The organism is Devosia sp. GW821-FHT12F11 (assembly GCF_058806655.1).
The window spans coordinates 954,460-970,233 of sequence record NZ_JBXAPX010000001.1 but is presented as its reverse complement, the minus strand read 5'-3'; the positions used below and the strand labels follow the sequence as shown (position 1 = coordinate 970,233).

Here is a 15,774-nt window from a genome sequence, read left to right as displayed (position 1 = left end):
TAGCCCGCTGCGGCGAGCATTGACGTGAATGCTATATTGTTATGAGAATAACCTATTAGCCGTCAAGGAAGAGCCTGATACTGCATGCAGATAAACTGGCGGAAGGAAGCCGGCGCGCGGATCGAAGGCAGCCGCGAGCTCGATCGTTCCAAGGTGCAGGCGCCGTGCATCGTGCGCGCACCGGAGGGCGGCTATCGGCTGTTCTATACAGCGGTCGGACCGGGCAAACCCTTCGCCGATTGCCAGGGTTACATCCTCAGTGCGGTATCGCGGGACGGGCTGCGGTTCGAGCCGGAGCCGGGCATTCGCGTGGCGCCCGGCCCGGCCTTGGCGCACATGGCGCTGCGGGTGCTGGCGCCGAGCCTGACGCCACTGCCGGATGGCCGTTGGCGGATGTATTTCGAGGGCCGCGGCCGGGCCGACCGGCCGACGGTGATCGGCAGCGCGATTTCCGACGACCAGTTGAACTGGACCGTGGAGCCGAGCGTCCGGCTCGATGGCGGGGTCGGCGCGCCGCGCTTTCTGCCGCTCGGTGACAGCGGCGGGCGGGTGTACGTGTTCCGGGCGGAGTACGCCGATGGCAAGCGGGTCGGCACGCCGGTGGTGAGTGCGGTGACGCGCGACGGGCTGAGCTTCACGTTCGAGCCCGGCTATCGGATGCGCGACCGCATGGATGGGCTCGACAGCGCCGGGATCACCGCGGCTGAGGTGATCGCGCCGCGGGCACTGAGCGAAAAGTGGACGATGCTCTATTCGGCCTGGCAGGACCTGCCGCCTGGGGTCACTCCGCCGGTGCATCCGAGCCTCGATGCTGAAGCGGTGGCGCGCGGCTCGAGCGCGGATTTCGCCGCAGCCTCGATCGCCGCCGATATGTCCGGCTATCGCTCGCGCATCCTTATGGCGGAGTCAGAGGATGGGCTGGATTGGCGGCGCAGCGGGGTCGTCATCGAAGGCGATGGCTATGGCGGCGAGGAGATCGACGCAGTGCATGCCGAGGACATGTCGCTGATCGAGTTGGGCGATGGCCGCTACCGCATGTACTACGCCTGCTGCGACGCGCATGGCGTGTGGCGGATTGCCAGCGCGATCAGTGGGTAGGAGCCGGACCACTACACGCCACCGGCTTGCCTTCTCCCCTTGAGGTCAGCGGACGAGGGCGTAGCCCTCGCCGCGAGGTGGCGCGCAGCGCCGGATGAGGGGTACGCGCAACGAAGTGTAGCGCTCCGAGCGAAGCGAGCGGCGATCCAGTACGCGGAGAGATACCCCTCATCCGCCCTTCGGGCACCTTCTCCCTCAAGGGGGGAAGGCAATAGCTGCACCGCCAGGGCCACCCGGCAACCACTCCGGGAACTCAGCCGCCAGCCGCGCCCGATACGCCTCGAACACCGCGTCCCCCACTGTCTCGTACGGCGGCAGCAGCTTCAGCGGGAAATCCGGTTCGCTGAGCTTCAAGATAGTCTTGTCGTAGGCGCCGTCGACAAAACTGCCGCCGGCGCTGTCGAGCAATGCGTGCAGCACGCCGCAAAGTTCGCGGTAGAGGGCAGCGAAGCGCGGCCAATCGCCGGTGGCGCCGGCATTGAGATACTCGAAAGCGCGTGCGGGGTGGCTCGACGAGATCGAGGTCAGGAGCCCGCATGCCCCCAAGGGCGCGCCGATATAGTAGCCCTGCTCGGTGAGGAAATGGCGCAGCTGCGGCGCGTGCTTCATGAGGCCGGAGATCAGGAACGGATCGCCGCCGCCATATTTGGAGGCGACGAGATTGGGGTGGGCGTCGGCGAGCTCGGCATAGAGCCGCGGTGAGACCAGGCGCCCCGAGCGCATCAGGTTGTAGTGGAGGAATTTCGCCTCGGGGAAACCGCCGCAGAGCTCGGCGAACACCCGGCGCAGTTCGGTATCGGTCACCACCGACCAGTTGGGCAGCGAGATCTGAAAACTATCGATACCGAGGGTGCGGCAGTACGCGATGCGCTCGAGCATGGTGGCAAGCGACTGGCTGACGATGCCGACCATCGGCGCGGCGCCGCCGACCTCCCGCATGGTCTCGGCAAAGATCGCGGCGACCCGCCGGAACATGCCGTCGGTGACCGCATAGCCCTCCCCGGCCGTGCCGAAGATGTAGAGATCGGGCAGCCCCGCGCTGACGAGAGTTTGGATGGTGCGGCGGAACAGCGGCTCATCGAGCGTGCCATCATCGCGCCAGGGCAGGCAGACCGTCCCGAGCACGGTGCGGGGATAGCGGCTCATGACGCGAAATCGATCTGCACGCGGTCGACCTCGACATAGCCCTGGGCGATGCTGGAGGGCCAGATCGGGTAGTCGCGGCCGGCGCGCAGCCGATGCGGATCGCCGCCGATCTCGCCCATCGGCCGGGGTTGCACCGGGAACATGATGATGTGGATGTTGACGTTCACCTTGGCGAGGATATCGAGCAGCGGCTTCTCGCCATAGGTGTCGGTGCGATCGTGACGCGAGCCGATGCTGGTCCATTGGCTCTCGTCAGGCACGGCGGTGACGGTGGTCTCGGTCCATTCCGGGTTCACTGCAAAGGTCTGGCCGGTCAGCACCCAGCCCGAAACGATCCCGTCCTGCGAGCCCTGGATCAGCAGCGACAGTTTCGTGCCGGCGGCTTCGAGCTCACCGCGGGTGCGCAGGGTGATCCTGGCATTGGTGAAATCGGTGGGGAATTTGCCGCCGGTGAAGCGGTTGGCGCCCGAGACCTCGCGCACAGACTCGCCCGAGGGGCCATGGGTCACCATGCACATCAAGAGCTGCAGGTAGCCGCCGCCGGGCGGCGCGTGGTTGTAATCGACCCACCAGGGCCCCTGGCAGCGCACCACGCCGTTCCGGATCGGCAGCGCGGCGGGCGGGGCGAAATTGTCGACCACACGCATCCAACCGCCCGGCCCGTCATCGAAATCCTCGACATACGTCGTCATGGCACCCCCTCGCCCCTTGCCCGCAATATTATCTTATCATTATAACATCTGCAGCAGTGTCAAGTGGACGATCGGGGGGATCGAGTTGACGGGCAAGCATGCGATCATTGTCGGCGCGGGGGTCACCGGGCTCTCCACCGCCTACCACCTGAAGCGGATGGGCTATGGCGAGGTGACGCTGCTGGAAAAGGACCGTGTCGGCGCCGGCTCGAGCAGCCGCGCCGCGGGCATCTCCACCGGGCTCCTCTGGTCGAAGACCGGGGTGCTGGCCAGGAAGACGGCGCTCAGGTTCTTCCGGCAGTTCAGCTCGGAGTTCGACGGCTACAGCTTCCACAACGAGCATGGGTGCCTGGGGCTGTTCAGCCCCGAGCTATGGCCGGCGCGCGAGGCGCTGCTGCCGCTCTATGACGAATACGATGTGCCCTACCAGATCCTCTCGCCCCAGGAGATGCGGCGGCGCTGGCCGCAGCTCAACCCCCGGGCCGACCAGACCGGGTTGCTCGACCCCTTGGGCGGTTACAGCGAGCCGGACGCCTATCTGCCGGCGCTGACGGCGCGAGTGAAATCGCTCGGGGTGAAACTGGTCGAGAACTGCGTTGTGCATGAACTGCTGACCGCGGGCGACCGGGTCACCGGGGTGCGCACCGATACCGGTGTGCTCGACGCCGATGCAGTGGTGGTCACCAATTATGCCTGGATCCTGCCGCTGCTGGCGACATCAGGTATCGCCATTCCGGCCAAGACATTCGTCCACCAGCGCTATGTGTCGAAGCCCCTGCGGGCGCAGCTCCAGATTCCGCCGGTCAACGCCGACCCCTATCTCGGTTATGTCCGCCCGGCCGATGGCAACCGCGTGCTGATCGGCGCCGAAACGCCGGATCGCGATGACTGGAAGGTGCGCGATTTCGGCTTCCAGCTGACTGAGATCGAAGACGATCCGCGGGTCCTGCCCGATGTGCTCGAACGGTTCGGCGATTTCGTGCCGGCGCTCGCCGAAGCCGAGTGGGAAACCCGCAAGGTCGGGCTCTTGTCGTTCTCGATGGATGGCGAGCCGATCATCGGGCCGTTCGGCCGGGTCGAAAACCTCTATGCCGGGGTGTGCTTCCATTCGGGCGGCTTCAGCTACAACCCGGCCTCGGGCTTCTACCTCGCCGAGTTCGTGGCCAAGGGCAAAACCTCGATCGATCTCACCGCCTTCTCGCCCGACCGGTTCTCCGCGGCGGAGACGGCCGACTACCTCGCTTCCACCGTGCCACAACGCAACGCCGCCCGCCGGCGGCATTAGGAAACCAGCTATGCGCGATCTCGAACCGACCGACCTTGACCGGCAGATCTGGGAGGACGAGCTCGCCGATTTCGTCCCCCAGAGGGTGTTCGACGTCCACACCCATATCTATCGCTGGGCCTTCGATCTCGACCCGAACCGGCTCACCGGGCCATTTGCCAGCAGCATCGGCGCATACTTTCCCGAGGTCACCTGGGAGCTGGCCGACGAGGTGGATGCCACGCTGTTTCCGGGACGGCAGATCGAGCGGCTGTCCTTCCCGTTCCCCTTCCCCAACCCCTGCGATTTCGAGGGTTCCAACAGCTATGTCGCCGCCGAGGTGGCGAAGGGTGGCGGCCGCTCGCGCGGGCTGATGCTGGTGCACCCGGGAATGAGCGCCGCCGAGGTCGAGGCCGAGATCCGGCGCACCGGACTGATCGGGCTCAAGCCCTATCGGTTCTATGCCGCCGACCCGGTGCAGTGCCGCATCACCGACATGCTGCCCGAGGCACAGATCGCCGTCGCCGACCGGCTGGGGCTGATCATTATGATGCACCTGGGCAAGCGCGACGCCATCGCCGACCCCGAGAACATCGACGACATGGTGCGGCTCAGCGAAAAGTACCCCGGCGCCAAATGGGTGCTGGCGCATTGCGCGCGCAGCTATTCCGCCTGGGCGATCGAGAAGGCGGCGGCGCTGCTCAGGGGCCTGCCAAACGTCTGGTACGACACCTCGACGGTGTGCGATTCCGATGCGCTCGATGCGCTCTATACCGGGGTCGGCGTGGAGCGGGTGATGTATGGCTCGGACGATATGATTGGGCCGATGCGCGGCAAGTACATCACCTATGGCCGAGCCTGGGCCTATTTGTCGCCGACCAACCACTCGATGGGCCTCAGCCACTGCGACGGACGGATGACCTATATCCGCTATGAGCAGTTGCGGGCGATGAAGCGCGGGGCGCGGCAGATCGGGTTGAGCCCGGCGCAGCGCGAGGCGCTGTTCTATAGGACGGCACGGGGGTTGGTGGATTCGGTGAAGCTCTGAGGCACGGGCCTCTCCTGATCCTCCCCCGCGTGGCGGGGGAGGATTACCGACGCCGCCGGAGTTAGTTGACCGCCCTCTCTCAGTCGTCGCTTCCCTCCCCCTTGAGGGGAGGGATTGAGGGAGGGGGTGGTGAAGTCAACACCGTGGCCACCTCACCACCCCCACCCCCAGCCCCTCCCCTCAGGGGGGAGGGGAGCTTGGCTGCACCAGATCATTCGACTCGATATTGTGCGCCCCCAGCTGCGTCACGTCGGTCTCGCCCATCAGCCCCAGCGCGCTGTCGGCTTCGGCTCTCATGATGTCGATGACCCGGGTGACGCCGGCTTCGCCGGCGACGCCCAGGCCGTAGAGCATAGGGCGGCCGATGAACACGGCGCGGGCACCGAGCGCCACGGCTTTCAGCATGTCGTGGCCGGAGCGGATGCCGCTATCGAGGTAGATCTCGCAGTTACCGCCGACCGCATCGACGATGCGCGGCAGCACGCGGATCGAGGACGGGGCGCCGTCGAGCTGGCGGCCGCCATGGTTGGAGACGACGATGGCGTCGGCGCCATGGGAGACCGCGGCGCGGGCATCGTCGGCGTGGAGGATCCCCTTCACCACCAGCGGCCCGCCGAAGCGGCGCTTGATCCAGCCAAGATCCTGCCAGTTGAGCGTCAGGTCGTCCTGCTGCGCCATCCACTGCGCCAGCTCGGCGACGGTAGTGGCGCCGGGGACGTGGCCGGCGAAATTGCCAAAACTGCGGCGTGGCGTGCCGAGCATGGCCAACGCCCAGGCCGGCTTCAGCGCCAACTCGGCGACGAATTTCGGAGTGAACCTCAAGGGCACGGTGAGCCCGTTGCGGACGTCCTTGTGGCGCTGGCCATAGTGCTGGCAATCGACGGTAACGACGAGGGCAGCGCAGTTGGCGGCGCGGGCCCGGTCGATCAGCCGCTCGGTGAAGGCCCGGTCCTTGCGCACGTAGAGCTGGAACCAGAACGGGCGGCTGGTGGCCGCGGCGACGTCCTCGATCGAGCAGATCGAGACGGTTGAGAGGGTAAAGGGGATGCCGGCCTTCTCAGCAGCGCGGGCGGCTTTGATCTCGCCATCGGCCACCTGCATGCCGGCGGCGCCGGTGGGGGCGAGGCCGAGCGGCAACGACAGCGGCTGGCCGAGCATGGTGGTCGAAAGGCTGCGGCTGGAAATGTCGCGGCCGACGCGCTGCTCGAGGCGGATCCTGCTGAAGTCGGAGCTGTTCTCGCGGTAGCTCTGCTCGGTGTAGGCGCCGGAATCGGCGTACTGGAAGAACATTTTCGGGACGCGGCGCTCGGCCACGCGCTTGAAGTCGTCGACGGTCAGCAACCGGTCGAGACGCATGTTCTCACTCTCCCGAGACGAACCAGCGCATGTCGTAGCGATGCGTGCTGCGATCGAAGGCGAGGGTGTGCGGATCGCAGCGCCAGCGCTCGACCTGGCCATCGGTGCGCGCCACCAGCCAGCAGAAATCCCAGCCGCCCGACTCGTAGCGTAGCGGGATGGCCGGCTTGATGCGAACCGCCGGGTGGGTACCGGTGATGAAGAGTTTCCTGTCGGTGTAATAGTAGCAGGAGCCGCAGTGGATGAAGGCTTCGTGCTCGGGCGCGGTCTCGCCCGGCGGCACCAGCCCGACGCCGAACTTGCTGATCGCCACCTTCACCGGCGAGCCGCGGAGGAACGCCTCGTTGAGCGCCTCGACCGAGCCGGAAACCGGCCGTCCCTCGTGATCGTGCGCCAATACCTCGCGCCAGCGGTCGTTGACCATGAAGCGGTAGCTGTCGAAATCGTAGACGAAGTTGCTCGATGGGGCGTTGGTGCCGGCGTCGAAATTGTCGAACTGGTGGTAGCGCGGCATGTCGGACATGTCGTCGAGCGGCGAGGGCCCACGCGTTCCCGTCGCCGGCTGGCCATCGAGATAGGGCCGGGCGATCGCCTGCGTGCCGTCCTGATTGTAGAGGAAGAACGACATCGAGGGCCGCGGACCGAAGCCTTCGGGGAGTTCGACCGGCATGCGCAGCGTCATGATGCCCGCCGCCCAGCGGTCGTCGAGCAGCCAGGTCTGGCGGAACTCGGCCACCTCCTCGATCAGCTCGTTGCTGGAAGAGCTGGTGTCGATGTGTTCGTTGTGGCGGAACGCCGTGCCGATGCGGAGATCCGCCCCGCGCCGAATGGCGTCCACCAGGTCGGTGGTGCTGCCGCTGCGGACCGAGCGGTCACTGTTGAGGGTGAGGACGGTGCGCAGAGTCATCAGAAGGCCCCCTCACCCGCGACTGCGTCGCGACCTCTCTCGCCAACAGTAGAGGCGTGGGGATAGCTCGGCGCGGAAAGAGTACCCCCCACCCTGTCCCTCCCCCGCAAGGGGGGAGGAGACCAGAACACTGGCGCCGGTGGGAGCGTCTCCCTCCCCCTTACGGGGAGGGGACAGGGGTGGGGGTGCTCTGTGCACACCGGCCCATCGGCCGCGTCGCCGCGATACGCGCCAGCCTTCCTCTCAGAGCGCATTCAGAAACGCGACGCCCTCGAGCTTCCGCTCATCGCGCAGCCCGCGGAACTCGGCCTTGAGCTTTTCATCGGCCGCCTGGTCGATGAAGCCGCCGAGAGGGCTGCGCGTATAGCCGGCGTCGCACCCCATCCAGGCCATGGCGCGCTTGATCGAGGGGATGCCGCCACGGCTCAATGAGAAGAAGATCACGGCATTGCCGATCTCCTGCAGGCGCTTGGCCTCGGCGAGATTGCCGGCCGCCACCGCATCGCGCAGCGCAATCCAGATCTCGGGCATCGAGTTGTAGAACGAGCCGATGATCCCGTCAGCGCCGAAGCTCAGGCCCGACATCGCCATCTCGTCGGCGCCGGAATAGACGATGAAATCCTGCCCGATCTCCTGCTTGATGCGGATGATGTCGTGATGCGTGGTGGCGGTGTACTTCACCCCGGCGACGCCATCGATCGACGAGAGCCGCTTGATCATGTCGAAGCCGAGCGCCGCCATCGGCACGTTGTAGGCGATCATCGGCAGCTTGGTCGAACGGGTGATGTCGACGTAATAGCCGTGGATCTGGTCGGCGGAAAAGCCCCAGTAGATCGGCGGCACCGAGGAGATGGCGTCGACGCCGGCCTGCTCGGCGTGCTGCGCCAGGTCGATCGAGTGGAAGGTGCTGATGGCGCCGATATGGGCAATCACCGGCACGCGACCACGGTTCTCCTCCATCGTCACTTCGACGACGCGCTTGCGCTCGTCGGGCGACATCAGGAAGGACTCGCCGGTCGAGCCGGTAATGTAGAGCCCCTCGACCTTGCGCTCGATGAGGAAGTTGACGACGGCGCGCAGGCGCTTCTCGTCGAGCTTCTCGTGCTCATCGAACGGGGTCACCATCGCCGGAAGGACGCCGGTGATGGACGTTATGTCGAAGGCGGGCATTTGGGGCTCCGTTGGGGGCTGGGGCCGGGCGATCAGGCCGCGGCTTCTTGAGCGTCGATGAGGTGGCAGGCGGCGTAGTGATCGTCACGGCCGTCGATGGAATAGCGCTTCAGCGTCGGCACGGTGGTCTTGCAGACGTCCTGCCGGAAGCGGCAGCGCGGGTGGAACGGGCAGCCCGACGGCGGGTTGACCGGGCTCGGCACATCACCCTCGAGCACCACGCGATTGCTCTTCCGATCGAGGTCGGCGACCGGGATCGCCGAGAGCAGCGCCTGGGTGTAGGGGTGGAGCTTGCGCTCGAACAGATCCTCGGAGCGGCAGAGCTCGACGATCTTGCCCAGATACATCACCGCGACGCGGTCGCAGATGAACTCAGTGACGCTGAGGTCGTGGGTGATGAAGACATAGGTGAGATTGCGCTCGCGCTTCAGCCGCATCAGCAGCTCCAGCACCTGGGCGCGGATCGACACGTCGAGCGCGCTCACCGCCTCGTCGCAGACGATCAGCTCCGGGTTGACGCTGAGCGCCCGGGCGATGCCGATGCGCTGGCGCTGGCCGCCGGAGAACTCGTGCGGGTAGCGGTCCATATACTCGCGGCGCATGTTCACCGCCTCGAGCAGGTCGCCGATGATCTTGCGGCGCTCCTCGCGGGTCTTCACCCCGTACTTGGTCAGCGGGTCCTCGAGCGAGCCGAAGATGGTGAAGGCCGGATTGAGCGAGGAATGCGGGTCCTGGAAGACGATCTGCAGCCGCTTGCGATAGGCGTGCAGTTCCTTGTCGCTGAGCTTGGTGAGATCGGCGCTCGCCTCGGCGCCCGAATAGGTGATCTCGCCTTCGGTGGCGCGCACCAGTTGCAGGATGGTCTTGCCCAGAGTGGTCTTGCCACAGCCGCTCTCGCCGACGAGGCCCAGCACTTCGCCGCGATAGATGTCGAGATCGACACCATCGACCGCCTTCACCTGCGCCACGGTGCGGCGCAGCACACCGGCCTTAACAGGGAAATGCGCCTTGACGCCCTTGAGGCTGAGAATGACGTCGCCCGGTTCCTGCTGCGCTTCAGTTGCGGACGCCATTGGCGAACTCCTCGTGGCGCACGCACATGACGCGATGCGTGGGGGACAGGTGGGTCTCGGCCGGCAGCGCGGTCTCGCAGGCGTCGAGCTTGTAGGCGCAGCGATCGGCGAACTGGCAGCCCTTGGGGCGGTTGAACGGATCGGGGGTCGAGCCCGGGATGGCGCGGATGTCCTGGTTCTTGCCGCGCCCCAGCACCGGCACGGAATCTAGCAGCGCGCGGGTATAGGGGTGGCTGGGGCGGCGCAGCACTTCATCGACGGTGCCGGCCTCGACGATGTTGCCCATGTACATGACGGCGACATCGTCAGCGAGTTCGGCCACCACGCCCATGTCGTGGGTGATCAGCATGATGGCGGTGCCGTGCTCGCGCTTCAGCGTCGCCATCAGCTCGAAGATCTGCGCCTGGATGGTGACGTCGAGCGCCGTGGTCGGCTCGTCGGCGATCAGTATCTTGGGGTTGCAGGCCATCGCCATGGCGATCATGGCCCGCTGCCGCATGCCGCCCGAGAACTGGTGCGGGAACTGCTCGACCCGCCGTTCCGGCGCCGGAATGCCCATCGAGCGCAGCAGGTCGATGGCCTTGTCCATCAGCTGCCGGCCGCGCATGGCGGTGTGGTAGCGGAGGTTCTCGGCGATCTGGAAGCCGATAGTGAACACCGGGTTCAGCGCCGTCATCGGGTCCTGGAAGATCATGGCGATTTCGGAGCCACGGATCGAGCGCATGGCCTTGCCGTTGCGCTCCAGCGTATCGAGCCGGATGTCGCCGCGCTCCGAGTGGTAGACGATCTGGCCTTGCTCGATGCGCGACAGCGTCGGCAGCAACTGCATGATCGCTGAAGCGGTGACCGACTTGCCGCAGCCGCTCTCGCCGACGATGCAAAGGGTCTTGCCCTTCCTGATCTCGAACGAGACGCCGTTCACCGCCTTGTTGCAGCGTTTGTTGGTGTAAAAGAACGTCTTCAGGTCGCGCACGCTGAGTGCGACGTCGTTGGCCGGTAGCTGGGTGGTAGTGGTCATGATGTCAGCCCTGCTGCGTCGGGTCGGTGGCGTCGCGCAAGCCGTCGCCGATGAAGTTGACGCTCAGGACGAAGAGCGAAATCGTGGTGCCGACCGGCAGCCAGATCCACCAGTTGTTCTGCAGCACGCCGAGGTCCTGCGCGACATTGAGGATGTTGCCCCAGGTGGCGATGTTCATCGGCACGCCCAGCCCGAGGAAGCTGAGGCCGGCTTCGGCAAGGATGAAGGCGGCGGTCGACAGCGTGATGTTGACCATGATCGGCCCGAGCGCGTTGGGCAGGATGTGCTTGAAGCAGATCAGCGGCACACTGAGCCCGAAGCTGCGCAGTGCCTGCACGTACTCTTCCTCGCGCAGCGACAGCATGCTGGCGCGGGCGAGGCGGTAAATGCCGCACCAGCCGCCGAGGATGAAGATGATCATGATGTTGCTGAGCGACTGGCCGAGGATCGAGACCAGCATCAGCACCAGGATCAGCTCCGGGAAGGCCATGATGATCTCGGAGATGCGCATGCAGATGACATCGAACCAGCCGCCGACATAGCCGGCATAGCAGCCGACGATCACCCCGATGATGGCCGAGACCACGGCGCTGCCGAGCCCGACGAGGATCGAGATGCGGCCCCCATAGAGCAGGCGGGCGAAGACGTCGCGCCCGGTCTTGTCGGTGCCGAGCCAATGCTCCCATGAGGGCGGCTGCAGCATGGCGCGGAGGTTGATCTTGGTCGGATCCCAAGGCGTGAGCAGCGGCGCGAAGATCGAAGCGAGAAGAATGACGCTGAACACCACCAGCCCGATCACCGCGAGCCGGTTGCTGATGAACTTGCGGACCAGCCGGCTGCCGGTGGGGTGCTTCAGCCGGCCGGCCTCCTCGAGTTCGCGGATGCGATCGAAGCGGCGGTCGAAACGGTTGCGGCGGCGCGGGATTTCGGCGAGGGCCATGGCTAGTTCCCCAACCGGACGCGTGGATCGATGATGGCGGTCAAGACATCGATAACGACGCTGACGACGAGCACGGTGACCACCGAGATCAGCGCGATGGCCATCACCACCGGATAATCCTGGTTACGCACCGAGAGGACGAACAGGCTGCCGACGCCGGGCCACTGGAACACCTGCTCGACGATCACCGAGCCGCCGATCAGCGCCGGCAGGCGGAAGCCGATGAGGACGACCACCGGGGTGAGCGCGACGCGAAAGCCGTGCAGCAGGTTGACCCGCCATTCCGGCAGGCCCTTGGAGCGGGCGGTCTTGATGAAATCCTTGTTGAGCGCATCGAGCATGGCGGCGCGCGCATAGCGCATGACCCCGGCCGTCATCATGATCGACAGCACCAAAGACGGCATCACCAGGTGCGGCAACCGATCCCAGAAAGTGACGTATTGCGGCATCGAGCGGCCGCCGACCGGCAGCCAGCCGAGGTTCAGCGCGAACACGGTGATGGCGATGAGGCCGAAGAAGAATTCGGGGATGGAAACACCGACCATGCCGACCACGGTCAGCGTGTTGTCGGTGGCCGAGCCACGCCGCAGCGCGCTGATAATGCCCAGGATGGAGCCGAACACGGTCGAGAGCACCAGGGCTATCGCGGCGAGCTCCAACGTCGCGGGCAGGCGCCGCGCCAACAGGTCGGAGATCGGCACGCCGCCGGTGAGGGTGTAGCCGAAGTTGCCCTGCAAGAGGCCCCACAGCCAGATGAAGTAGCGGACGAACAGCGGCTGGTTGAGACCGAGCGCTTCGCGCAGTTCCTCGAGGCGTTCGGGATTGGCGCCCGACATCTGTTCGGGGCTCAGCATGAAGGAGACGGCGTCGCCGGGGGTCGCGTCGAGACCGAGATAGATCAGGAAGCTGATGGCGATGGCCATCGGGATCATGATCAGAACGCGCCTGATGACGTAGGCTAGCACGCGGCTGTTTCCTTAGGTCGACTGAGCTGGAAGGAGGGGCGGATGCCGCGGACCAGCCGCGGCATCCGGAGCTGATCAGAACTTACTTGTCGTAAGTGTTGATCCACATCATGCGGGTGTAGGGGATATCCATCGGCGTCAGCTTCATGTGCGGCATGTCCTTCAATGCCTTCACGTCGCTGGTGACCTTGGTGATGGCGAAGTCGATGCGGTTGGCCGCAGCGTTCTTGACCATGTTGACGTCACCGTCGGCGCTGGCGAAGGCCACGACCTGCTCGATCTTGGGCTTGCCGAGGAAGTAGTCGTCGAACGGCAGCAGCGAGGCATAGTCACCGAAGGCCACGGTATCGACCTTGAACGGGCCGGAACCGACGGGCTTCTGCCAGAAGGCGTTCTGCTGCAGCACGGTCGGATCGGTGCCCTCGAAGTACTTCTTGGGCAGCGGTGCGAACTGGCTGAGCGAGATCAGAACGTTCGGGTCGAGCGTCGCGAACTTCAGCGTGATGGTATTGCCTTCGGTCGTGATGCCCGAGATGTGCTCGGCTTTCTTGGCCACATAGTCGGCAGCCCCCTCGAGCGCGTTGAGGGTCTTGCCCACCACGCCATGCAGGTTCGGCACGAACAAGGCCGCCTCGAAGCTCCAGGTGACGTCGTCGACGGTGATCGGCTCGCCATCGTGCCACTTGATGTTGTCGCGCAGCGTCAGCGTCACGGTCTTGCCGTCGTCGCTGACCGTGTAGCTCTCGGCGAGGTCGCCTCCGGCAATGCCGGTCATGGTCGGGTTGGCAAACAGCAGGCGATCGAAGACGAAGCGGTTGCCGACCCACAGGCCGAGATTGGCCCACGGATGCTCGAAGTAATCGACCGGCGCGCCGTTGGTGTAGAACACGTGCTTGCCCGAGGCGTCGGGCTCGACGGTCCAGTTCTGGATATCCCAGTTGTAGTTGAACTGCTCGTTGCCATAGGGGGCGCCGTTGCGGTTCAGCCGGTCGCTCTCCACCGTGAACAGCTGCTGGTAGTAGAGCGGCACGGTGTAGACGTTGTCGTTCATCAGCTTTTCGATGGCGAAGAAGGCTTCCTTCTGCTTCTCCGGATCGATGCTGGCATTGGTCGCGGCGATGGCTGCGTCCATCTCGGGGGTGCCCGGGAACTGGTCGGAGCTGGCTTTGCCGGTGGCGTAGTCGTTGTAATATTCCTGCATGACGATGGCGGCGCGGGCGCCATAGCCGAGGTCCCAGGAAACGAGCGACTTGTCGGTCGGGTTCGGCGGGATGGCGCCGAGGGTCTTGGCGACGTCGCCGGTCAGCAGGCGCGCATTCATGTTGATGCCGACATCGGCGAAATAGGCCTGCAGCGCCTGCATCAGGTTCGCGGTGATCTGGTCGTCGTAGTAGTAGACCATCTCGAGGGTGCGGCTCGAATCCCAGCCGGCTTCCTTGAGCAGCTCGCGCGCCTTGTCCGGATTGTAGTCGTAGGGGTTGAGGTCGGGGTTCTTGAACGGGCCGTTGGGCAGCATGCCGACCGCCTTGATGGCGTTGCCATCGAAGATGGTGTCGATGATGGTCTGCATGTCGATGGCATAGGCCAGGGCCTGGCGGACGCGCACGTCCGAAAGCGGATTGTTGTTGGTGGCCTGCGCGGATGCGGTGCCGATCGCCGAAGTCGACATGAGCAGCGCCATGCCAAGTGCCAGCAATTTCTTCATGTGAATGGGTTCCCTGTTTAACTCACGGATAGTGATCCACGATCCCGTGGACCCCGACGGCGCCGGCCTTCCCCTCATCCCTCCGAGGTGGAAACGGCCGCACGTGGTTCGGTGCCGACAAGCGATTCAATCCCGACAAGGGCTTGGCGCATGTAGGTGGCGTAGTTGCGCGACAGGTGAACGGTCAGCACCCTGACCGCCTCCTGCTCGTCGCGGGCGACGAGAGCGGTGACGATGGCGCGATGCTCGTCATTGCTGCGCCGGTTATGGGTCATGACATCGACCGGCGCCTCGCGGCGGCGCATCAGGCGATCAACGAACGCATCGTGCAGCGCAACGAAGATCGGGTTGCCCGGCACTTCGGCGAGCGTGCGATGGAAGCGGAGGTCGGCCTCGCGGAACTGCGGGTAGCTGCCGATGGCGCGCTCGCATGCCTCGATGGCCGCCAGCATTTTGCCCAGCTGCGCCTGCGTGGCGTACTGGGCGGCGTAGCGGACCAGACTCATTTCGAGAAAGAACCGGGCCTGCTCCAGATGGGCATTGCCCTCGCTGCCGCGAAAGAAGAAGCGCGCCGCCTCGGCAGCCCCGGCCATGGCCTGGGCCAGCGTTGGCGTGACGACGCGGGGGCGGAAGCCCTTGCGCTGTTCGATCAGCTTCATGCCCTCGAGCATGGTGATGGCCTCGCGCACCACAGTGCGCCCGACAGCGAAGCGCTCGCACAGGTCGCGCTCGGACGGGATCATCTCTCCGGCCTTGATCACGCCCGAGTGGATGTCCTCAGCCAGCGCCTGCGCAATCTCGGCAGCTTCGGTCGCCATGTCAGCGGTTCCCCAGTCCTCTACCGCTTTAGGGAACCATAGCTTGTCATATGGTGTCAAATTTTTCTGTTTTGGTCGACCAAACTGCCGCGATTGCCGTGAACGTGGCGGTAACGGCTGTCGACGGAAGGGAGGGACACATGTGCGGAACGGGGCGCGGCCAGCGCGCATCCGATCGACGATATCGTCCCGCTGCGTCACCAATTTCCCCCTGGTGGCCTGCATATGTCATTAACATAACAACATATCAGTTTGGGGTGGTCAAGCGACGGCTGCCGGAGTGGCCCGAGGGTTCGTCAGGCGGAACAAAGTCAGGATATCCGGGGATTTTGAGCTGGTGAATCTTCCACAATCAGGGCTGGAAACCGCTCACCTGCCGGCGAATGTGGAGGCCCCGGCCACCAGTATTCCGGGTTCCGACGGTGGGCGCGCCGCGACCTTTGTCCCAGCTGCGCTTGGCCTCGGCCTGTCCCCACTTATGAGGCGTCCAATCGCTCGCGTGGCACGGCCGATCGAGAGCATCGCCAGGGGCGATTGCGCCCGCCCTACCGGGCGACCGGCGCGACCTAGTCGC

The 15,774-nt window shown here is 65.4% G+C and carries 14 protein-coding genes; 3 read left to right on the top strand and 11 right to left on the bottom strand.

The genetic code is table 11. The features are described 5' to 3' along the window. Positions 1-84 precede the first annotated feature (84 nt). A complete protein-coding gene (locus AC1ROK_RS04875) occupies positions 85-1,098 on the top strand; it encodes a hypothetical protein (protein ID WP_492844380.1) in 1,014 nt (337 codons plus the stop codon). 195 nt (positions 1,099-1,293) lie between these two features. Here AC1ROK_RS04875 and AC1ROK_RS04870 read toward each other — a convergent pair whose 3' ends face one another. Next, positions 1,294-2,244 (bottom strand): dihydrodipicolinate synthase family protein, encoded by a 951-nt coding sequence (locus tag AC1ROK_RS04870; protein WP_492844379.1) that lies wholly within the window; start codon positions 2,242-2,244, stop codon positions 1,294-1,296. Beyond that, complete coding sequence (locus AC1ROK_RS04865) at positions 2,241-2,936, bottom strand: hypothetical protein (RefSeq protein WP_492844377.1); 696 nt, start codon at positions 2,934-2,936, stop codon at positions 2,241-2,243. Before AC1ROK_RS04865 ends, AC1ROK_RS04870 begins: the two co-directional genes overlap by 4 nt. Positions 2,937-3,021: 85 nt before the next feature. Here AC1ROK_RS04865 and AC1ROK_RS04860 point away from each other — a divergent pair, with 85 nt between their 5' ends. Further along, positions 3,022-4,221: an NAD(P)/FAD-dependent oxidoreductase gene (locus tag AC1ROK_RS04860; protein ID WP_492844375.1), complete on the top strand. Its 1,200-nt coding sequence runs from the start codon at positions 3,022-3,024 to the stop codon at positions 4,219-4,221. A gap of 10 nt (positions 4,222-4,231) precedes the next feature. Next, complete coding sequence (locus AC1ROK_RS04855; RefSeq protein ID WP_492844374.1) at positions 4,232-5,248, top strand: amidohydrolase family protein; 1,017 nt, start codon at positions 4,232-4,234, stop codon at positions 5,246-5,248. A gap of 180 nt (positions 5,249-5,428) precedes the next feature. On the opposite strand, the gene AC1ROK_RS04850 is transcribed toward AC1ROK_RS04855, so the two are convergent. From AC1ROK_RS04850 to AC1ROK_RS04810, 9 genes are all read right to left on the bottom strand, one after another. Beyond that, the gene (locus AC1ROK_RS04850) at positions 5,429-6,604 is read right to left on the bottom strand and encodes an alpha-hydroxy acid oxidase (protein WP_492844372.1); all 1,176 of its coding nucleotides are present in this window, start codon (positions 6,602-6,604) and stop codon (positions 5,429-5,431) included. A 4-nt stretch (positions 6,605-6,608) separates the two neighbouring features. Continuing rightward, entirely contained in the window at positions 6,609-7,511 is a 903-nt protein-coding gene (locus AC1ROK_RS04845; RefSeq protein WP_492844370.1) for a hypothetical protein, read from the bottom strand. A 243-nt stretch (positions 7,512-7,754) separates the two neighbouring features. Further along, positions 7,755-8,681, bottom strand: a complete 927-nt coding sequence (locus tag AC1ROK_RS04840) for a dihydrodipicolinate synthase family protein (RefSeq protein WP_492844368.1) — start codon at positions 8,679-8,681, stop codon at positions 7,755-7,757. A 32-nt stretch (positions 8,682-8,713) separates the two neighbouring features. Then, the gene (locus AC1ROK_RS04835; RefSeq protein WP_492844366.1) at positions 8,714-9,754 is read right to left on the bottom strand and encodes an ABC transporter ATP-binding protein; all 1,041 of its coding nucleotides are present in this window, start codon (positions 9,752-9,754) and stop codon (positions 8,714-8,716) included. Further along, positions 9,738-10,772 carry an ABC transporter ATP-binding protein gene (locus AC1ROK_RS04830; protein WP_492844365.1) on the bottom strand — a complete coding sequence of 345 codons (1,035 nt, stop codon included), beginning with the start codon at positions 10,770-10,772 and terminating at the stop codon, positions 9,738-9,740. The genes AC1ROK_RS04835 and AC1ROK_RS04830 overlap by 17 nt, the downstream gene beginning before the upstream one ends. Before the next feature lie 4 nt (positions 10,773-10,776). Continuing rightward, positions 10,777-11,712, bottom strand: a complete 936-nt coding sequence (locus tag AC1ROK_RS04825; protein ID WP_492844363.1) for an ABC transporter permease — start codon at positions 11,710-11,712, stop codon at positions 10,777-10,779. Positions 11,713-11,714: 2 nt separating this feature from the next. Next, a complete protein-coding gene (locus AC1ROK_RS04820) occupies positions 11,715-12,677 on the bottom strand; it encodes an ABC transporter permease (protein ID WP_492844361.1) in 963 nt (320 codons plus the stop codon). An 82-nt stretch (positions 12,678-12,759) separates the two neighbouring features. After that, a complete protein-coding gene (locus AC1ROK_RS04815) occupies positions 12,760-14,382 on the bottom strand; it encodes an ABC transporter substrate-binding protein (protein WP_492844359.1) in 1,623 nt (540 codons plus the stop codon). A 74-nt stretch (positions 14,383-14,456) separates the two neighbouring features. Continuing rightward, positions 14,457-15,200, bottom strand: coding sequence for an FCD domain-containing protein (locus AC1ROK_RS04810; RefSeq protein ID WP_492844357.1), 744 nt, complete (start codon positions 15,198-15,200; stop codon positions 14,457-14,459). Between the last annotated feature and the right edge of the window lie 574 nt (positions 15,201-15,774).